General features: G+C 59.7%; 20 protein-coding genes. 12 read left to right on the top strand and 8 right to left on the bottom strand.

Annotation, left to right across the window (positions count from 1 at the left end; translation table 11 throughout):
• Window positions 1–115 precede the first annotated feature (115 nt).
• From VDP61_RS13455 to recR, 3 genes are read left to right on the top strand one after another with little or no spacing between them, the layout of a single operon-like run.
• Window positions 116–1,876 (top strand): DNA polymerase III subunit gamma/tau, encoded by a 1,761-nt coding sequence (locus tag VDP61_RS13455; protein ID WP_323007373.1) that lies wholly within the window; start codon window positions 116–118, stop codon window positions 1,874–1,876.
• Between the two features lie 51 nt (window positions 1,877–1,927).
• The gene (locus VDP61_RS13450) at window positions 1,928–2,272 is read left to right on the top strand and encodes a YbaB/EbfC family nucleoid-associated protein (protein ID WP_323007372.1); all 345 of its coding nucleotides are present in this window, start codon (window positions 1,928–1,930) and stop codon (window positions 2,270–2,272) included.
• A gap of 3 nt (window positions 2,273–2,275) precedes the next feature.
• Complete coding sequence (gene recR, locus VDP61_RS13445; RefSeq protein WP_323007371.1) at window positions 2,276–2,875, top strand: recombination mediator RecR; 600 nt, start codon at window positions 2,276–2,278, stop codon at window positions 2,873–2,875.
• Window positions 2,876–3,105: 230 nt separating this feature from the next.
• Here recR and VDP61_RS13440 read toward each other — a convergent pair whose 3' ends face one another.
• Window positions 3,106–3,870, bottom strand: a complete 765-nt coding sequence (locus VDP61_RS13440) for a DUF1013 domain-containing protein (RefSeq protein WP_323007370.1) — start codon at window positions 3,868–3,870, stop codon at window positions 3,106–3,108.
• A 126-nt stretch (window positions 3,871–3,996) separates the two neighbouring features.
• Between VDP61_RS13440 and VDP61_RS13435 the strand changes: the two genes are divergently transcribed.
• Window positions 3,997–4,641, top strand: a complete 645-nt coding sequence (locus tag VDP61_RS13435; RefSeq protein WP_323007369.1) for a ribonuclease T2 — start codon at window positions 3,997–3,999, stop codon at window positions 4,639–4,641.
• A gap of 153 nt (window positions 4,642–4,794) precedes the next feature.
• Here VDP61_RS13435 and VDP61_RS13430 read toward each other — a convergent pair whose 3' ends face one another.
• Together VDP61_RS13430 and VDP61_RS13425 are read right to left on the bottom strand one after the other, a co-directional pair.
• Complete coding sequence (locus VDP61_RS13430; RefSeq protein ID WP_323007368.1) at window positions 4,795–5,787, bottom strand: NAD(P)H-quinone oxidoreductase; 993 nt, start codon at window positions 5,785–5,787, stop codon at window positions 4,795–4,797.
• A gap of 15 nt (window positions 5,788–5,802) precedes the next feature.
• Complete coding sequence (locus VDP61_RS13425) at window positions 5,803–6,537, bottom strand: COQ9 family protein (protein WP_323007367.1); 735 nt, start codon at window positions 6,535–6,537, stop codon at window positions 5,803–5,805.
• A gap of 106 nt (window positions 6,538–6,643) precedes the next feature.
• On the opposite strand from VDP61_RS13425, the gene rpsU reads away from it, so the two are divergent.
• Both rpsU and VDP61_RS13415 read left to right on the top strand, forming a co-directional pair.
• Window positions 6,644–6,850: a 30S ribosomal protein S21 gene (rpsU, locus tag VDP61_RS13420; protein ID WP_050523985.1), complete on the top strand. Its 207-nt coding sequence runs from the start codon at window positions 6,644–6,646 to the stop codon at window positions 6,848–6,850.
• A gap of 149 nt (window positions 6,851–6,999) precedes the next feature.
• Window positions 7,000–7,428: an EamA family transporter gene (locus VDP61_RS13415; RefSeq protein ID WP_323007366.1), complete on the top strand. Its 429-nt coding sequence runs from the start codon at window positions 7,000–7,002 to the stop codon at window positions 7,426–7,428.
• A 105-nt stretch (window positions 7,429–7,533) separates the two neighbouring features.
• Here VDP61_RS13415 and VDP61_RS13410 read toward each other — a convergent pair whose 3' ends face one another.
• Together VDP61_RS13410 and VDP61_RS13405 are read right to left on the bottom strand one after the other, a co-directional pair.
• Window positions 7,534–8,079 (bottom strand): DUF488 domain-containing protein, encoded by a 546-nt coding sequence (locus VDP61_RS13410; protein ID WP_323007365.1) that lies wholly within the window; start codon window positions 8,077–8,079, stop codon window positions 7,534–7,536.
• Window positions 8,076–8,285 carry a DUF2945 domain-containing protein gene (locus tag VDP61_RS13405; protein ID WP_323007364.1) on the bottom strand — a complete coding sequence of 70 codons (210 nt, stop codon included), beginning with the start codon at window positions 8,283–8,285 and terminating at the stop codon, window positions 8,076–8,078. The genes VDP61_RS13410 and VDP61_RS13405 overlap by 4 nt, the downstream gene beginning before the upstream one ends.
• Window positions 8,286–8,432: 147 nt before the next feature.
• Here VDP61_RS13405 and VDP61_RS13400 point away from each other — a divergent pair, with 147 nt between their 5' ends.
• Window positions 8,433–9,131: a phosphatidylserine decarboxylase gene (locus VDP61_RS13400; RefSeq protein ID WP_323007363.1), complete on the top strand. Its 699-nt coding sequence runs from the start codon at window positions 8,433–8,435 to the stop codon at window positions 9,129–9,131.
• A complete protein-coding gene (pssA, locus tag VDP61_RS13395; RefSeq protein WP_323007362.1) occupies window positions 9,128–9,880 on the top strand; it encodes a CDP-diacylglycerol--serine O-phosphatidyltransferase in 753 nt (250 codons plus the stop codon). Before VDP61_RS13400 ends, pssA begins: the two co-directional genes overlap by 4 nt.
• Window positions 9,881–9,937: 57 nt before the next feature.
• On the opposite strand, the gene VDP61_RS13390 is transcribed toward pssA, so the two are convergent.
• Window positions 9,938–10,396 carry an Lrp/AsnC family transcriptional regulator gene (locus VDP61_RS13390; RefSeq protein ID WP_323007552.1) on the bottom strand — a complete coding sequence of 153 codons (459 nt, stop codon included), beginning with the start codon at window positions 10,394–10,396 and terminating at the stop codon, window positions 9,938–9,940.
• 136 nt (window positions 10,397–10,532) lie between these two features.
• Here VDP61_RS13390 and ald point away from each other — a divergent pair, with 136 nt between their 5' ends.
• The gene (gene ald, locus VDP61_RS13385) at window positions 10,533–11,651 is read left to right on the top strand and encodes an alanine dehydrogenase (RefSeq protein ID WP_323007361.1); all 1,119 of its coding nucleotides are present in this window, start codon (window positions 10,533–10,535) and stop codon (window positions 11,649–11,651) included.
• A gap of 63 nt (window positions 11,652–11,714) precedes the next feature.
• Here the strand turns inward: ald and mscL are convergent, their stop codons facing one another.
• Both mscL and VDP61_RS13375 read right to left on the bottom strand, forming a co-directional pair.
• Complete coding sequence (gene mscL / locus VDP61_RS13380; RefSeq protein WP_323007360.1) at window positions 11,715–12,149, bottom strand: large conductance mechanosensitive channel protein MscL; 435 nt, start codon at window positions 12,147–12,149, stop codon at window positions 11,715–11,717.
• 144 nt (window positions 12,150–12,293) lie between these two features.
• Window positions 12,294–13,250 (bottom strand): L-threonylcarbamoyladenylate synthase, encoded by a 957-nt coding sequence (locus tag VDP61_RS13375; protein ID WP_323007359.1) that lies wholly within the window; start codon window positions 13,248–13,250, stop codon window positions 12,294–12,296.
• A gap of 132 nt (window positions 13,251–13,382) precedes the next feature.
• Between VDP61_RS13375 and VDP61_RS13370 the strand changes: the two genes are divergently transcribed.
• From VDP61_RS13370 to VDP61_RS13360, 3 genes are read left to right on the top strand one after another with little or no spacing between them, the layout of a single operon-like run.
• Window positions 13,383–15,092, top strand: a complete 1,710-nt coding sequence (locus tag VDP61_RS13370; RefSeq protein WP_323007358.1) for an acyl-CoA dehydrogenase — start codon at window positions 13,383–13,385, stop codon at window positions 15,090–15,092.
• Window positions 15,093–15,097: 5 nt separating this feature from the next.
• A complete protein-coding gene (locus VDP61_RS13365) occupies window positions 15,098–16,132 on the top strand; it encodes an MBL fold metallo-hydrolase (protein WP_323007357.1) in 1,035 nt (344 codons plus the stop codon).
• Complete coding sequence (locus VDP61_RS13360; RefSeq protein WP_323007356.1) at window positions 16,125–16,631, top strand: DUF6173 family protein; 507 nt, start codon at window positions 16,125–16,127, stop codon at window positions 16,629–16,631. The genes VDP61_RS13365 and VDP61_RS13360 overlap by 8 nt, the downstream gene beginning before the upstream one ends.
• The last annotated feature ends 27 nt before the right edge of the window (window positions 16,632–16,658 follow it).

The following is a 16,658-nucleotide window of genomic DNA, read 5'->3' as shown; positions in this document are numbered from 1 at the left end:
CCCTCCAATTCATCCGACTGTACCCCCACGGGTGGACGCGCAGCAAGCGAGTGCTTAGATTGGCCCCAGCGCCGAATCCAAAGGGTAATCCAGCGGCGAAACTCAGGGGACAGCCATGTCAGAAACCACCAAACCCGCCTATCAGGTTCTGGCCCGGAAATACCGGCCCGAAACCTTTGCCGATCTGGTTGGGCAAACGGCCATGGTGCGCACCCTGAAAAACGCCTTTGCCGCCGACCGCATCGCGCAAGCCTTTATCATGACAGGGATTCGTGGCACCGGAAAAACCACCACCGCGCGGATTATCGCCAAGGGGCTGAACTGTGTTGGCCCCGACGGCAAGGGCGGCCCCACCACCGAACCCTGCGGCCTGTGCGACCAATGCAAGTCGATCATGGAAGGCCGCCATGTCGATGTGATGGAAATGGACGCGGCCTCGCGTACCGGGGTTGATGACATCCGCGAGATCATCGCCTCGGTCGCCTATCGCGCCACTTCGGCCCGCTACAAGATTTATATCATCGACGAAGTGCACATGCTGTCCACCAGCGCCTTTAACGCCTTGCTGAAAACGCTGGAAGAACCGCCGGCGCATGTGAAATTCATCTTTGCGACCACCGAAATTCGCAAAGTGCCGGTCACGGTGCTGTCACGCTGCCAACGCTTTGATCTGAAACGGATTGAGCCAGAGGTGCAGATTGCCCTGCTGCAAAAAATTGCCAAGGGCGAAGGGGCAAACATCTCGGATGATGCGCTGGCGCTGATCACCCGCGCCGCCGAAGGGTCGGCCCGTGACGCAACATCGCTGCTGGATCAGGCGATCAGCCACGGCGCGGGCGAAACGACTGCCGAACAAGTGCGCGCAATGCTGGGGCTGGCCGACCGGGGCCGGGTACTGGACCTGTTTGATATGATCGTGCGCGGTGATGCGGCGGCAGCACTGACCGAGCTTGCAGGCCAATATGCCGATGGGGCCGACCCGATGGCAGTCCTGCGCGATCTGGCCGAGATCACGCATTGGCTGTCGGTCATCAAGATCACCCCCGAAGCTGCCGAAGACCCCACAATCCCCCCGGATGAGCGGCGACGTGGGCTGGATATGGCCGGGCGCTTGCCGATGCGGGTGCTGACGCGGATGTGGCAAATGCTGCTGAAAGCCCTGGAAGAGGTGGCACTGGCCCCAAATGCGATGATGGCCGCTGAAATGGCCGTGATCCGCCTGACGCATGTGGCCGACCTGCCCGACCCGGAAAGCCTGATCCGCAAACTGCAAACCGCACAGCCTGCGCCGATGCCGGGGGGGGGCGCCTGCAGGCGGCGGCGGCGGGGGGGGCAGGCAACCACACGCCTGCACGCCCCCATGATGGGCGCAGCACATGGCGCACCGACGATGCAGGCCCAGATGCAAGGCGGGCAATCAGCGGCGGTGGCATTGGCCCCCGGTGCTTTGCAAAACTATGTGACCTTTGCACATGTGATTGATCTTATCCGTGAACGCCGCGATATGAAGCTGCTGGTCGAGGTTGAAACCACGCTGCGGCTGGCGAAATACACCCCTGGCCGGATAGAGTTTGAACCAACAGCCGACGCCCCGCGTGATCTTGCCGCACGGCTTGCCGCACGGCTTCAGGGCTGGACCGGCGCACGCTGGGCGGTCACGGTGGTCAATACCGGCGGCGGTGCCACAGTGGCTGAAGATCAGGACAGGGATCGGCTGGAAGCCGAGGCACAGGCGATGAAAAACCCGCTGGTTCAGGCCGTGTTCACCGCCTTTCCCGGCGTCAAAATTACCGCAATGCGCAAGCCCGAGGTTGACGCCGCGTTTGAGGCCCTGCCCGAGGTCGAAGATGAATGGGACCCGTTTGAGGAGGGTTGAAGCCTGCAAGGCCGCAGCTTAGGTCAGGATAAATCAGTTGGAGAATATGGAATGCTAAAGGGTTTGGGTGGGCTTGGCGATATGGCCAAGATGATGAAAGCGGCGCAGGAAATGCAAAGCAAGATGGCCGAGATGCAAGAGGGGCTGGAGCGGATTGTGGTGATCGGTGAAAGCGGCGCGGGCCTGGTGCGGGCGCGGGCCACAGCCAAGGGCGAGTTGACGGGGCTGGAAATTGACCCGTCGATCTTTGTCGCCTCTGAGAAAGAAGTGGTCGAAGACCTGATTCTGGCCGCGATCAAAGATGCTCAGGGCAAAGCAACCGAGCGGGCGCAGGCAGAAATGGCCAAGCTGACCGAAGGCCTGGGCCTGCCCGCAGGTATGAAGCTGCCGTTCTGACCCATGTCTCAGGCCCCGCAGGATATTGAACAGTTGATCGGGCTGATGGCGCGGTTGCCGGGGCTTGGGCCAAGATCGGCACGCCGGGCCGTGCTTATGCTGCTGAAAAAGCGCGGAACCGTGATGGCCCCCTTGGCACGGATCATGGCCGAAGTTGCTGAAAACGCACATAACTGCCAGACTTGCGGCAATATCAGCGGGGCCACGACTTGTGAGATTTGCAGCGATGACCGGCGCGCCACCGGTGAGATTTGCGTGGTAGAGGATGTCGCCGATTTATGGGCGCTGGAGCGCGGACAAGCGTTCAAAGGCCGCTATCATGTGCTTGGGGGCACGCTTTCGGCCCTGGATGCCATCGGGCCAGAGCAGTTGCGCATTCCAGCCTTGGTCGAGAGGGTCACTTCTGAAAACGCGCGCGAGGTGATTCTTGCCTTGAATGCCACGGTGGATGGGCAAACCACGGCGCATTATATCGCCGAAGTTTTGGAAGGGACCGGCGTTTCGATCACCAGCCTTGCCCAAGGTGTACCGATTGGCGGCGAGTTGGATTATCTGGATGATGGCACCATCGGGGCCGCCCTGCGGGCGCGACGAAAGTTCTAAAGCGTTTCGCCTTGAACCTGCCCCACAGATCGCTGCCTGAAATCGAAAGATTTCGACGCGTTATGTCATGGGCCGTGGTTTACGGCTGAAGTTGAAACGCGCTAGGTGCAGCCGTTGTTTTCGTGCTGATCAATCGTCAAACAGGGCGTTGAAGCCCGGCGCAGCCCGTATATAAAAAAGCACCCCGCTAGCCTATCTTGCGGGGTGCTTTTTTTCAAAACCGTCCAGCCTTACTTGCGGCGCGGGTCGATATCATCGTCATCCTCATCGTCTTCATCCTCTGCCTCGGGCAGGTTGAAGAAGCTGTCTGCATCAGAATAATCGGCTGATTTTTCTTCTTTTTCGGTCAGGGTAAAGTTTTCAAGCCCGGCGATGGAAGATGGCATTTTCGGTTCATCCGGCATGCCCAGCGATTGCTCGGTCGAAACCAGCTTGCGCCGTTCATCATCCGACATCACGCTGCCTTCCGAGGCCTTCTTGCGCACCGCAACCTGCACGGCGGCGTCAAGCTCGGTCTGGCGGCACAGGCCAAGCGCTACGGGGTCAATCGGGGTGATGTTGTTGATGTTCCAATGTGTGCGCTCACGGATCGCCTGAATCGTTGGCTTGGTGGTGCCGACCAGCTTGCCCACCTGACCATCTGTCAGCTCTGGGTGGAATTTCACCAGCCAAAGGATAGCTGCCGGGCGGTCCTGACGTTTGGAAAGCGGCGTGTAGCGCGGGCCACGGCGTTTTTCTTCGCCAACGGCCGAGGCGTTGAATTTCAGTTTCAGCCGGTAAGACGGGTCTTTTTGGCCTTTTTCAATCTCGCCGGGGTCAAGCTGGTTATTGCCAACCGGATCAAACCCTTTGACACCCGTGGCAACATCCCCATCAGCGATGCCCTGCACTTCGAGTTCATGCAACCCGCAAAAATCGGCGACCTGCTTGAAGGTCAGGGTTGTGTTGTCCACCAGCCAGACGGCGGTTGCTTTGGACATCAGTGGCTTGTTCATCGCAACACTCCTTTATATATCCCTTCCATGCCGGGAAAACGGCTGCGGGCCGGGGCCTCGCGTCTTCTCGTTTTCGGGGAAGTCAGGCGTTCGTATAATAGGCCAAGCCGCCAGAGGAAAGAGAAAATGCGTGTTTTTGCAGTTGTGATCGGGTTTGTGATGGCTTTTTCAGGGGCCATGGCGCGCGCAGATGGCGAAAAGGCCGGGGAATTTGATTATTATGTGATGGCGTTAAGCTGGTCATCGAATTGGTGCGCATTGGAAGGCGATGCCCGCGGCGAGGATCAATGCCTGCCCGGACAGGGGCTGACCTTCACGCTGCACGGGCTTTGGCCGCAGTATGAAAGCGGCTGGCCCGCCTATTGCCGGACCGAGATGCGCGACCCGTCACGCACGCAATCCGGCGCGATGGCCGATATCATGGGCGGCGCAGGGCTGGCGTGGTATCAGTGGAAAAAACACGGGCGCTGTACGGGCTTAAGCGCCGCCGAGTATTTTGCAACAGCCCGCAAGGCCCTTGAATCTGTAAAGCAGCCCGAGGTTTTCTCAAAGATAAACAAGGCATTGAATGTGCCTGCTGCTGTGGTGGAGGAAGCATTTCTGGCCGCCAACCCGCAGCTTGGCAAGGATATGGTCACCGTCACCTGCAAGGCCGGAATGATTCAGGAAGTACGGTTGTGCCTGACCAAGGATTTGCAGCCGCGCCGCTGTGGGAACGATACGATCCGCGATTGCAAAATGACAGACGCGGTTCTGGGCGCGGTGCGCTAAAACCCCGGCCGCCCTTTTTGCTAGCGTGCGGCCAGTCATTCGTGCCCCACTGAAGGTTGCGCAGGCGATCACAGGCACCCGGCCCAATACCCCTATCCCTTACGGTGCCAAGCGCGGCGAGATAGTGGCGGGTAAAGTTTTTTCAAAAATGCCCTATTCCGCCACTTTCAGTACAATTTTTCCGATATGGCCCGGCGATTCAATGCGCCAATGGGCGGCGGGGGCCTCAGCCAAGGGGTATTCGCTATCCATAACCGGGTTGAAAGCGCCGCGGGCGATCATTGGCCAGACATGGTGTTCGACTTGCGCCGCGATCCGGGCCTTTGCAAGATCGGATTGTGGGCGCAGCGTAGAGCCGGTGATCGTAAGGCGGCGAATTATCAGCTCGGCAAAGTTCAGTTCAACCTTGGCACCGGTCAGGAAGGCAATTTGTACAAGCCGCCCCTCATCGGCAAGGGTGCGGATGTTGCGGGGCAGATATTTACCGCCAACCATATCAAGGATCAGGTTCGCGCCGCCCATGGGCTTCATTTCGGTCACGAAATCCTGATCATTGTAGTTGAATGCAGCCTCGGCGCCAAGATCGGTACAGACAGCGCATTTTTTATCAGAGCCGGCGGTAGCGAAGACGCGCGCACCCAAAGCACGGGCGATCTGAATCGCGGTGGTGCCGATACCAGAGCTGCCTCCGTGAACCAAGAACCGCTCTCCCGCCTTCAACCCGCCGCGCATGACCATATTTGACCAGACGGTGAAGCAGGTTTCAGGCAGGCAGGCAGCCTCTCTCAGCCCCATGCCCTCGGGGATCGGCAGGGCGTGGTCGGCGGCGGTCAGCGCATATTCGGCATAGCCACCACCCGGCAGCAAGGCGCAAACCGCATCGCCCACCATCCAGCGGGTAACGCCGGGGCCGATGGCGGCGATATGGCCCGACGCCTCCAGCCCCGGCAGCGGCGAGGCGTTGGCGGGCGGATTATAGGCACCCGCGCGTTGCAGCGCATCGGGGCGGTTAACACCCGCATAAGCCACGCGAATCAGAATCTGGCCATGGCCGGGAACAGGAACAGGGACGGAACAAGGTGCCAGCACATCGGGCGGGCCGGGTTGGGTGATTTCTATCGCGAGCATCGCATCAGGGACGGACATATCAGGTACTTTTCCTTAGGGGCGGAATTTGCCGGGCAGGTCATCGGGCATCTTCGGCATGTCTGGCATCTTGAACTTTTCCATTGCATTCACCGCACCTGAAAACGGCCCTGAACGCAAGGCCCGAGACAAGGGGTTGTCGCGCAGGCCGGCCTTGAGTTTTTCTATCTGCAACACATTGGCGATGCGGCGATCCAGAAAGTCCCATGTGGCCGCATGGCCGGGGCTGTCATCCCCAAGCCAGAACAGCACGGTAGAGGCGTAGACCCCCGAAAGCGTGGCGCGTTTGGTGTACCAGTTGAAATCGGTGCTGGTATCGCCCAGCGCCTTCCAGATGGCATCGGCAGTACCCCAGATCGCCCTGGCGCCCTCGGCTGCGTTTTGCGGCAGGGAAAACAGCGTGGTGCCACGGCGAACCAGCTCTTTATCCTCAACCAATTCCAGACGGCTGCGCACGGCAAAAGCCACGCGGTTCGAATAGCGCATCGTGGCCAGATCAGCGGCTTGCATTGCCTCAATCATCGCGGCATCACCGCTGCGGTGAAATTCCAGCGCAAGGTCAAGGCCTGCGCGCGGATAAAGCGCCTGCGCCAAGCCTGTCGCCACCCCCGAATCAGCAACCGCCGCGCGAAAGCTCGTATCAGTCCAGCCATCAAAGGGCACATGCGGCAGGGCGGCCTGCAAAATGGCCTGTTTTGCCTGCTCTACCCCGCTTTCACCGGGGTTTTTGGTCGTTTGCGCTGTTGTCATCATAGCCTCCGCTGTTCGGAACGGTGGACAAGCCCCCTTCCTTTTGTTATAGGCCGCTTGCCTGCACATCCGTGCAAATTTAACCTAGAAAGGTGGTGAAAACCACATGCAGGTCAGCGTCCGCGACAATAACGTCGAACAAGCCCTTCGGGCTTTGAAGAAAAAGCTCCAGCGCGAAGGCGTGTTCCGCGAAATGAAGCTCAAGCAGCATTTCGAGAAACCCTCCGTCAAAAAAGCCCGTGAGCAAGCCGAAGCAATCCGGCGTGCGCGCAAGCTAGCACGCAAGAAGCTCCAGCGCGAGAACGGTCTTTAAGCCGGTCTTCAAGCGGTCCTTTGAACCGACGTCAGCGAACACTGGGCGGGGTAACCCGCTTTTTTGATCAACCCCCTTGCGCAAGCCGGGGGGTTTTTCTTTGCCTTTTTGCCGTAGCCGGTTCAGGTTTGGCGCAAAAGGGGAATGCGATGCAGATGACATGGCTGTTTTGGGCGCTTGCCTCGGCCGGATTTGCGGCAATTACAGCGATATTGGCCAAGCTTGGCGTGGCAGATGTGCCAGCTGACAGTGCAACGCTGGTGCGAACCGTGGTGATATTGGTGCTGGTGGCGCTGATCGCAGTTTTGGGGCGTGAAGGGTTTTCGCCAGGTAAAATTCCTGCCAGATCTTATGTGTTTCTGATCTTGTCGGGGTTGGCGACCGGCGCCTCCTGGCTGTGTTATTTTCGGGCGCTGCAATTGGGGGATGCTGCCAAAGTCGCACCGATTGACAAGCTGAGTGTTGTCTTGGTCGCGGTGTTCGCCGCCGTATTTCTGGGCGAACATTTGAGCTTGCCGAATTGGATGGGCGTTGGGCTGATTGCGCTGGGCGCAGGGCTGCTGGCTTGGCGGGGCTAACGCGTTTCGCCTTGAACCTGCCGCAGACATCGCTGCCTGAAATCAAAGATTTCAACGTGGTATGTGACAGGCCTTGTTTCAAATCAACGGCGAAACGCTATTGGGTTACGGGTCTGAGAGTTCGGCCTTCGGATAGATGACTTTGCCATCAGCGCGCAGCCTGGCACCCGGCGTGGGTGTTGCGGCATCCATTCGCCCCGGTTCCATCAGATGTTGCACCGGATGACCGTTCAGCAGCAGGTAATCGGTGATGATGCGGCGATGACAGCGCCACCAGACGGCCTCGGCGCACATCAAGGCCAGTTTGCGGGATTTTCCAAGGATAAGCAGTTCGGAAAAAGCCTGCGAAAAGGGGGCTGTCAGGGCGTAATCGGCATAGTTATGAAAGCTTTGCACGCGCCAATGGGCGTTGGTTTCGGGGTCAATACCTTGTTGACGCGGGCGGCGGCCCCCCAGATCGGGCATGTGAAGATAGTTGATTTGCAGCGGCTCCAATGCGTGCGGCAGGTGGTCGATATTATAATCGGGAGTGCTGCGCGAACGCGGGAAAGAGCGGACATCGACCAACAGCTCCACCCGCGCCTCGCGCAACAGGGTTAGAAATGCCCCCAGCGGGCGATTGGAATGGCCGATGGTGGCAAAGCCCGTCACGGTATTTTTGTCAGGACGGCACCTTTATGGGCCGCTATATGGTCGGTCTTGTCGCTTTTGATCTCATATTGCGGGTCGTCCTTGCTGGCGCGGCGGGTGTGGCCCTTGTAATCAAAATCGCTTTCGTGGATTTTGATGATCTTGCCGCTGACATGCCCGGCCTCCGAGTTCCACGCCACATGGTCGCCGATCAAAAATTTTGTCATCCTGGCCTCCATTTGTCTGCTACCGGCATCTGACCAACGCACGCGCTGCCACTTTGTTCCCCAGGGGCTGCCAGATATCCGGGGCGGATTGTCGGGGCGGGTTTTATATGCCAAAAGCTATGTTCATATTAACCCAAGGGCCTGCATATGTCTGCTTCCATGATGTCGACCGTTATCAAACCGATCCACCGTGAAGGCTGGCGTTTCATCCCGATTTTTGCGGTCGTGGCGCTGGTGTTGTTCTTTGTCTGGCAGCCACTGGGCTGGGTCGGGCTGGGGCTGACGATCTGGTGCTATTATTTTTTCCGCGACCCCCAGCGGGTGACGCCAACGCGTGAGGGCTTGATCATCAGCCCCGCCGATGGCGTGATTTCGCTGTTGGAACCTGCGGTGCCGCCTGCGGAACTGGGGCTGGGGCCGGATCCGATGATGCGCGTGTCGGTGTTCATGAATGTATTCAACTGCCATGTGAACCGGTTGCCAATTGCCGGTCAGGTGACAAAAATCTCGTATCGTCCCGGCAAGTTCCTGAATGCATCGCTGGATAAGGCCAGCGAGCATAATGAGCGTAATTCGCTAGTTGTGCGCATGGCGGACGGGCGCGATTTGGCGGTGGTGCAGATTGCGGGGCTGGTGGCGCGACGGATCGTGTGCGAGGTGCCGGAAGGGGCGCGTTTGCAAACCGGAGAGCGTTTTGGCATGATCCGCTTTGGCTCTCGGCTGGATGTGTATCTGCCCGAAGGGGTACAGCCGCTGGTCTGCCTTGGGCAGACGATGGTGGCGGGCGAAACCGTCTTGGCCGATCTAACCTCAACAGAGCCGCCACGGGCAGGACGGACGCGATGACTGACACGCCACAGCGCAAACGCGACAGCCTGTCGCTGATCCTGATGTTGCCGAATATGGTGACGATTTTGGGGTTGTGCGCGGGGCTGACCTCTATCCGTTATGTGCTGATGGGGCGGTTCGACATTGCCGCAGCCCTGATTATTTTTGCCGCGCTGATTGATGGGCTGGATGGGTTGCTGGCGCGGCGGCTGAATGCCGCAAGCGAAATTGGCGGCGAGCTGGACAGTTTGTCAGACTTTCTGTGCTTTGGCGTGGCACCCGGCATTTTGGTCTATCAATACGCACTTGCCCGCGACTTTGCGACGGGCTGGATGTTTGTGCTGATCTATGTGTGCTGCGCCTGCCTGCGCTTGGCCCGTTTCAACGTGGCCCGCGATGAGCCGCCGCCGGTGGGCAAGCCGCATTTCATCGGCGTGCCTGCACCGGGGGGGGCGATGTTGGCATTGTTGCCAGTGTTTTTGACCCAGCAAGGCATTGTCGATGCACGCGCGTTTCCAGTGCTTTTCGGGGTTTGGACCCTGGTCGTGGCCTGGCTGATGGTCAGCAAGGTGCCGACGCTTTCCTCCAAGGCGGTGCGGGTCAAGCGCGAATGGCAAGTGGTGGTGCTGCTGGCGGGTGCGGTTGTCGTCGGGTTGATGGTGTCACGATTCTGGCTATTGCTGGTGATCCTGGATCTGGCCTATGCGGCGATCATTGCTGTTGCCGTACTGCGCTATTTTCGCAAGCCACGGGCAGAAAGGACTTAGCAAGCTTTCGATTTTTCGTCGAAAAATCAGAATTTTCGCAGAAAATTCGTAGCCTGTTCACACCGACATCGCGGTGGTTTTAACAACGGTACGCAGGGCAAAGCTGGACTGCATTTGCGCAACGCCGGGCAAGCGTGACAGATATTGACGATGAATTCGCGCAAAATCTTCTGTATCTTGCGCGATGATTTTCAACAGGTAATCCGCCGACCCTGCCATCAGGTGACATTCCAATATGTCAGGCACCCGCGCCACTTCCTTTTCAAACCTGTCCAGCAGATCATCGGCCTGCCCCTGCAGCGTGATTTCCACGAACACGGTTGTCGGGCGGCCCATGCGGCGGGCATCAAGAAGGGCCACATAGCCCGCAATATACCCCTCCTCCTCCAACCGTTGTACGCGGCGGTGGCAGGCCGAGGGCGATAGGTTTATCCGTTCGGAAAGCTCGGCGTTGGTGACGCGGCCTTCCTTTTGCAACACGGTAAGGATTCGGCGGTCTGTTGCATCGAGGTCCAACATAACGGGGTTTCTTTCGGGAAATGCGCGGTTTTGCCGAAGATAATACGCCAATAACGCCCAAACACCACCCAGATTTCAAAGTATCTGCGGATTGTCCGCGCGATAGTTCCTGAACAGAACATGGGAGGTTCATATGAAAATCGGCTGTCCAAAGGAAATAAAACCCCAAGAATTTCGTGTTGGCCTCACGCCCAGTGCAACGCGTGAGGCCGTGGCCCATGGCCATAGTGTAGTGGTTGAAACCGGCGCCGGAACAGGTGCCGGCTTTAACGATGCGGATTACATCGCGGCAGGTGCCAGGATCGCAAGCAGCGCCACGGATGTTTTTTCCCAGTCGGAAATGATCGTGAAGGTCAAGGAACCGCAAGCCGCAGAACGGGCACAACTGCGGGAGGGGCAGATTTTGTTCACCTATCTGCACCTTGCGCCAGACCCTGCGCAGACCCGGGATCTGCTGAAATCAGGCGTCACCGCGATTGCCTATGAAACCGTCACCGATGCGCGTGGCGGCTTGCCGCTTTTGGCGCCGATGTCAGAGGTTGCGGGGCGTTTGGCACCGCAGGTCGGCGCGTGGACGTTGCAAAAGGCCAATGGCGGGCGCGGTGTTTTGCTGGGCGGCGTCCCAGGGGTTTTGCCTGCCAATGTCGTGGTCATTGGGGGCGGTGTCGTTGGCACGGCAGCGGCACGGGTTGCGATTGGCATGGGGGCCAATGTGACAGTGCTGGACAAGTCGCTTGCCCGTCTCAGCTGGCTGGATGATCTGTGGCAAGGGCGATTGATGACGCAATATGCCTCGGCAGCCGCCACCGCCGAGCAGATCAAGACCGCCGATCTGGTTGTGGGTGCCGTTCTGGTGCCGGGGGCCGCAGCGCCCAAACTGGTATCTCGCGCGCAGCTGGCAACGATGAAGCCCGGCGCGGTGCTGGTGGATGTGGCGATTGATCAGGGCGGCTGCTTTGAAACATCGCATGCCACCACCCATCAAGACCCGATTTATGAGGTGGACGGCATCATGCATTATTGCGTGGCGAATATGCCCGGGGCGGTGGCGCGCACCTCGACCATCGCGCTTGGCAATGCAACCATGCCCTTCATGCTGGCCCTTGCCAACAAGGGGTGGAAAATGGCCTGCGCCGAGGACGCGCATTTGATGGCAGGCCTGAACACACATGCAGGCCATCTGACCTATGCGGCGGTGGGCGAGGCGCTTGGCTTGCCCGTAATGACCGCCGCGGATGCGCTGAAAGTTTGATGTCAAAGCGCAAAGCGGCCCGCCGGGGCATCCGACGGGCCGCCTTGGTTGGGTCATGCCCGCTTAGGCGCGCGCCTTCAGCAGATCACGAATATCGGCCAGCAGCTGTTCCTGGGTCGGGCCAGCGGGGGCTGCCGGAACGGCCTGTTCCTTTTTGATGGCGGCGTCTTTGACCCGGTTAACCATTTTCACCAGCATGAACACCACGAAAGCGATAATCAAAAAGTTGATAACTGCCATGATGAACGCGCCATAAGCAAAGATCGCAGCGCCGCTTTCGCGCGCCGCCTCTAACCCGACACCAGCCGGAACCTCACCGCTAAGCACAAGATACATGCTGGAAAAATCTATGCCGCCGATGATCAAACCGATGATCGGGTTGATCAGATCGCCAACCAGCGACGACACAATCGCGGTAAACGCTGCGCCGACAATGATGCCCACGGCCATGTCCATAACATTGCCCTTGGCGATGAAAGTCTTGAATTCATTAAGCATTTTATGTCTCCCAGTTTATTGCGGTTTGGCCGGGGCCGTATCGGCGCCCCCAAAATGCGCATGTATTCCCCTTGATTGGCACAAATTGTCGCAGGGTGCAGCGGAAAAATCTGGCTGTTTTTTCACCCGCGTGCCGCAACAAGGTCAATTGCGGGGGGCTGCCGCGCGCCGAAGCCGATCGTTGATCGCCCGGCCAAGCCCGGTTTCCGGGATAGGGGCAAAGGCGATGCCGCCCTGCCCCGCCATCGCATCCGCAAGGCGCAGCGTGTGAAACAAGGCCGCCGCCGCTTCGATCAGATCACCACTGCGTGACAGGTTCAGGACGGCGGCCGGGCAATCGGGGCCAAACCCTACCCAGACCTCATCCGGCGTCGGGTTTGTCACCCCCAGCCGCACCCCCGCCTCGGGCGCGTAATGCGAGGCAAGCTGCCCCGGCGCATTTGGTTTTTCGGCGCTGCCGCCAAAACTTAGCGGGGCGCCAAGCGCTGCCTCCAGCGCCTCTTGCGGCAGGCCACCGGGGCGCAGCAAAAGCGGCGCGCCAGCCAGCCCGACAATAGTGCTTTCTACCCCCACCGCACAGGGGCCAGCGTTCAGCACCGCCTCTATCCGGCCCGAAAGTCCGGCCAGCACATGCGCGGCGCGGGTGGGCGAGATGCGGCCCGAGGGGTTGGCCGATGGCGCCGCCAGCGGGCCATCAAACGCAAGCAGCAAAGCGCGGGCAACAGGATGGGCCGGCACGCGGAGCGCAACAGACGCCAAACCTGCGGTGACAAGCGGCGAAAGGCCGGCATCCGCACGCAACGGCAGCACCATCGTCAGCGGGCCGGGCCAGAAGCTGGCAGCAAGGGCGCGGGCTTGATCGCTGAAAACTGCATAGGTTTGGGCGGTTTCCACATCCGGCACATGCACGATGAGCGGGTTGAAATGCGGGCGGCCTTTGGCCTCGAATATCCGGGCGACAGCGCGGTCATCGCGGGCATCACCACCAAGGCCGTAAACCGTTTCGGTTGGAAAGCCGACCAGCCCACCACCGCGCAAAATTTCTGCCGCTGCGGCGATACCATCTGACGTTGCGTCAAGGATTTGGGTTTTGATGGGCATTGTGACGCAGCGTTGACCTTGAAGGCACCGGGGGGACGGGTAAAGTTTATCTGTCACCGACATACTTGTGCAGGATTGCTTTGCCAAGTCGGTGGCTCATATTGCCAGCAGATAATGCCGATGGAGAAATTTATGCCTTACCGCGCCCCGATTGCCGAGTTTCAATTTCTGTTCGATCATGTTGTCGGCTTTGCGCAGGTCGCTGGCACCGAGGGTTTCGCCGAGGCCACCCCCGACACGGTCGAGGCGATTCTGACCGAGGCGGGAAAGCTGTGTGAAACGGTTTTGGCCCCCTTGCAGCGCCAAGGAGATCTGCACCCGGCGCGGTTGGAAAGCGGGGTTGTGCGCACCTCGCCCGGTTTTGCCGAAGGCTATCGCGCGATTGTCGAGGGCGGCTGGGTAGGCATTGCCGCCAGCCCGGAATTTGGCGGCATGGGCCTGCCGATGGCACTGACCACGGCGGTGAATGAGATGATGGGCTCTGCCTGTCTGTCGTTGCAGTTGAACCCGTTGATGACGCAAGGCCAGATAGAGGCGTTGGAACATCACGCCTCTGACGCGATCAAGGCGCTGTATATCCCCAAGCTGATTTCGGGCGAATGGTGTGGCACGATGAACCTGACCGAGCCGCAGGCGGGCAGCGATGTCGGCGCATTGCGCACCAAGGCCGAAGCCAATGGCGACGGATCTTATGCAATTACCGGGCAAAAGATCTATATCAGTTGGGCCGACAATGATTTCACCGAAAACGTGTGCCATCTGGTACTGGCGCGCTTGCCCGACGGTGCGGCGGGCACCAAGGGGATCAGCCTGTTCATGGTGCCAAAGGTCATTCCCGATGCGAACGGGAATTTGGGCGAGCGCAACAGCCTGCAAGTGGTCAGCCTTGAGCATAAGATGGGGCTGCACGGCTCACCCACCGCAGTCATGCAATATGACGGGGCCAAAGGCTGGCTGATCGGCGAGCCGCATAAGGGCATGGCCGCGATGTTCACCATGATGAACAACGCGCGGCTGGGCGTGGGCGTACAGGGCATTTCGGTGGCCGAGGCGGCGTATCAACACGCGTTGGCCTATGCGATGGAGCGCAAGCAGGGCAAAACGCCAAACGATGTTGGCGTGATTTCCGACCATGCCGATGTGCGTCGCATGCTGGCCACGATGAAGGCCGAGGTTTTCTCGGCGCGTGCCATTGCGCTTTCTTGTGCTGTGGCGATTGACATGGCATCGGCCACGGGTTCGGCCGATTGGGCAGCACGGGCGGCGCTGCTGACGCCGATCAACAAATCCTTTGGTACCGAAACCGGGATTGCGGTCGCCGATATGGGCATTCAGGTACATGGCGGCATGGGGTTTATCGAGGAAACCGGGGCGGCGCAGTATTTGCGCGATGTGCGCGTAACCGCGATTTATGAGGGCACCAACGGCATTCAGGCGATGGACCTTGTGGGCCGCAAGATGCTGGATGGCGGCGAGGCGGCATTTCGCCTGATCGAGGAAATTCAAGCCAACGCGCATGGCGTGCGGGCGCAATACCCCAATATCGCAACCGCCGTTTGGGATGCCGCCGAAAGCCTGCGCGAGGCGACGGAAGGGTTGTTGGCACAAGATATGAACGACAGGTTTGCCGGGGCCGTTGCCTATCAGCGGGCTTTTGCACGGGTCCTTGGCAGCCATTACCACCTCTGCGCCGCCATGGCCGAAGGCGTTGATGGCCCCCGCACCGCCTTGGCGCGGGTGGCGATAAAGCGGTTACTGCCAGAATATGCAGCGCTTTTGGCACAGGTACGGATTGGCGCTGCGGGGCTTTATGCGCTGTCGGATGCCGACCTGTCGGCATGACCGTGATGGCGCAGGGAATCCGCTATCCGGTTGCGGAACCGCCCCCCGAGGGGTGCGCGGCAGAGGTTGCGCCCGGTGTTTTGTGGATGCGCCTGCCACTGCCGATGGCGCTGGACCATGTCAACATCTTCGCGCTGGATGAGGGCGACAGTTGGACGGTGATCGACACCGGGTTTGACAGCAAACGCAGCCGCGTGATTTGGCAGCGCTTGCTGACGGGGCCATTGGCGGGCAAGCCGGTGGCGCGGGTTGTGGTGACGCATCACCACCCCGACCATATCGGCCTTGCGGGCTGGTTGCAGATGCAGGGGGCGGAATTGCTGACCACCCGCACCGCCTGGCTTTATGCCCGGATGCTGACATTGGATGTGCAAGCCACCCCCCTGCCCCAGCAGATGGATTTTTGGCGCGCGGCGGGGATGCCTGCCGATTTGCTGGCGCAAAGGCTGGCGGAACGCCCCTTCAACTTTTCCGATGTGGTGGCCCCCTTGCCGCTGGGCTTTACCCGCCTGCAAGAGGCCGGTGAAATTGTGATGGGCGGGCGGCGCTGGACCATCCGCATCGGCAATGGTCACGCGCCGGAACATGCGACATTCTGGTCACAGGATGATAATCTGGTGCTGGGCGGCGATCAGTTGCTACCCTCTATTTCCGCCAATATCGGGGTGTACCCGACCGAGCCCGACGCCGATCCTTTGGCCGAGTGGCTGGAAAGCTGTGCAGCGTTTCAACCGCTTGCGCGGGCCGATCACTTGGTTTTGCCGGGGCATAAGCTGCCTTTTACCGGGTTGCCCTTGCGCCTGCATCAGATGGTGGAAAACCACATCGGCGCACTGGACCGGTTGCGCAAGCATCTGGCCACCCCCCACACGGCGGCCCAGTGCTTTATGCCGGTGTTCAAACGCGATATTATCGGCCCTGCTTACGGATTGGCGCTGGTAGAGGCGATGGCGCATCTGAACCACCTCTTGCATCGCGGCGAAGTTTCCCGGACCATGGGGGCCGATGGCGCTTGGCAATGGGTGATGATGCATGGCTGATGAGATAATGACCGCCGCCGAGGCGATGGAGGCCAGTGCAATGCCCTGCGCGCGGGCGGTGCATTGCGATGACGAAACCCCTGCCACGCCGGAACAGATGCCGCTGCCCTATGCGGTGGCGAAAAAGCCAGTATCCCAGAAAGGCCCGGCGGAATGGGCTTACGAGCGGCTGATCCTGTATCTGAAGCATTTCGAGGAACAACTCGACAAGAATCACGAGGTTGCGATGGGGTTTACCGGCAGCTCTGCCGGGGTGCTGCGGATTGAAGGGGTTGGCTATTTCGACCCCGATATCCTGACCTTTTACGGCAAGGATGAAACCGGCACCAAGATGCAGCTTATCCAGCATGTCACGCAATTGAACGTGGTTTTACGGGCGGTTTCCAAGCAAACACCCGATGAGGAGCCGGCGCGGCGCATTGGATTTCGGCTGGCTCAGGATTTGGGAGAGGCGGAAAGCGATTTGCCTATCCCCCCCGTGACAGAGCAAGATGAATAGGCTAAACGACAATTGAACGCGATTTTT

Origin of the sequence: Pseudorhodobacter sp. (assembly GCF_034675685.1) — a bacterium.
Lineage (GTDB): Bacteria > Pseudomonadota > Alphaproteobacteria > Rhodobacterales > Rhodobacteraceae > Pseudorhodobacter.
Note: the sequence above shows the minus strand (reverse complement) of the source record. Positions and strands in the feature narration are given on the sequence as shown.

Coding starts and splice junctions, on each gene's coding strand:
- VDP61_RS13455 (WP_323007373.1), top strand. CDS start 116: ATGTCAGAAACCACCAAACCCGCCTATCAGGTTCTGGCCCGGAAATAC.
- VDP61_RS13450 (WP_323007372.1), top strand. CDS start 1,928: ATGCTAAAGGGTTTGGGTGGGCTTGGCGATATGGCCAAGATGATGAAA.
- recR (WP_323007371.1), top strand. CDS start 2,276: ATGTCTCAGGCCCCGCAGGATATTGAACAGTTGATCGGGCTGATGGCG.
- VDP61_RS13440 (WP_323007370.1), bottom strand. CDS start 3,870: ATGAACAAGCCACTGATGTCCAAAGCAACCGCCGTCTGGCTGGTGGAC.
- VDP61_RS13435 (WP_323007369.1), top strand. CDS start 3,997: ATGCGTGTTTTTGCAGTTGTGATCGGGTTTGTGATGGCTTTTTCAGGG.
- VDP61_RS13430 (WP_323007368.1), bottom strand. CDS start 5,787: ATGTCCGTCCCTGATGCGATGCTCGCGATAGAAATCACCCAACCCGGC.
- VDP61_RS13425 (WP_323007367.1), bottom strand. CDS start 6,537: ATGACAACAGCGCAAACGACCAAAAACCCCGGTGAAAGCGGGGTAGAG.
- rpsU (WP_050523985.1), top strand. CDS start 6,644: ATGCAGGTCAGCGTCCGCGACAATAACGTCGAACAAGCCCTTCGGGCT.
- VDP61_RS13415 (WP_323007366.1), top strand. CDS start 7,000: ATGCAGATGACATGGCTGTTTTGGGCGCTTGCCTCGGCCGGATTTGCG.
- VDP61_RS13405 (WP_323007364.1), bottom strand. CDS start 8,285: ATGACAAAATTTTTGATCGGCGACCATGTGGCGTGGAACTCGGAGGCC.
- VDP61_RS13400 (WP_323007363.1), top strand. CDS start 8,433: ATGTCTGCTTCCATGATGTCGACCGTTATCAAACCGATCCACCGTGAA.
- pssA (WP_323007362.1), top strand. CDS start 9,128: ATGACTGACACGCCACAGCGCAAACGCGACAGCCTGTCGCTGATCCTG.
- ald (WP_323007361.1), top strand. CDS start 10,533: ATGAAAATCGGCTGTCCAAAGGAAATAAAACCCCAAGAATTTCGTGTT.
- mscL (WP_323007360.1), bottom strand. CDS start 12,149: ATGCTTAATGAATTCAAGACTTTCATCGCCAAGGGCAATGTTATGGAC.
- VDP61_RS13375 (WP_323007359.1), bottom strand. CDS start 13,250: ATGCCCATCAAAACCCAAATCCTTGACGCAACGTCAGATGGTATCGCC.
- VDP61_RS13370 (WP_323007358.1), top strand. CDS start 13,383: ATGCCTTACCGCGCCCCGATTGCCGAGTTTCAATTTCTGTTCGATCAT.
- VDP61_RS13365 (WP_323007357.1), top strand. CDS start 15,098: ATGGCGCAGGGAATCCGCTATCCGGTTGCGGAACCGCCCCCCGAGGGG.
- VDP61_RS13360 (WP_323007356.1), top strand. CDS start 16,125: ATGGCTGATGAGATAATGACCGCCGCCGAGGCGATGGAGGCCAGTGCA.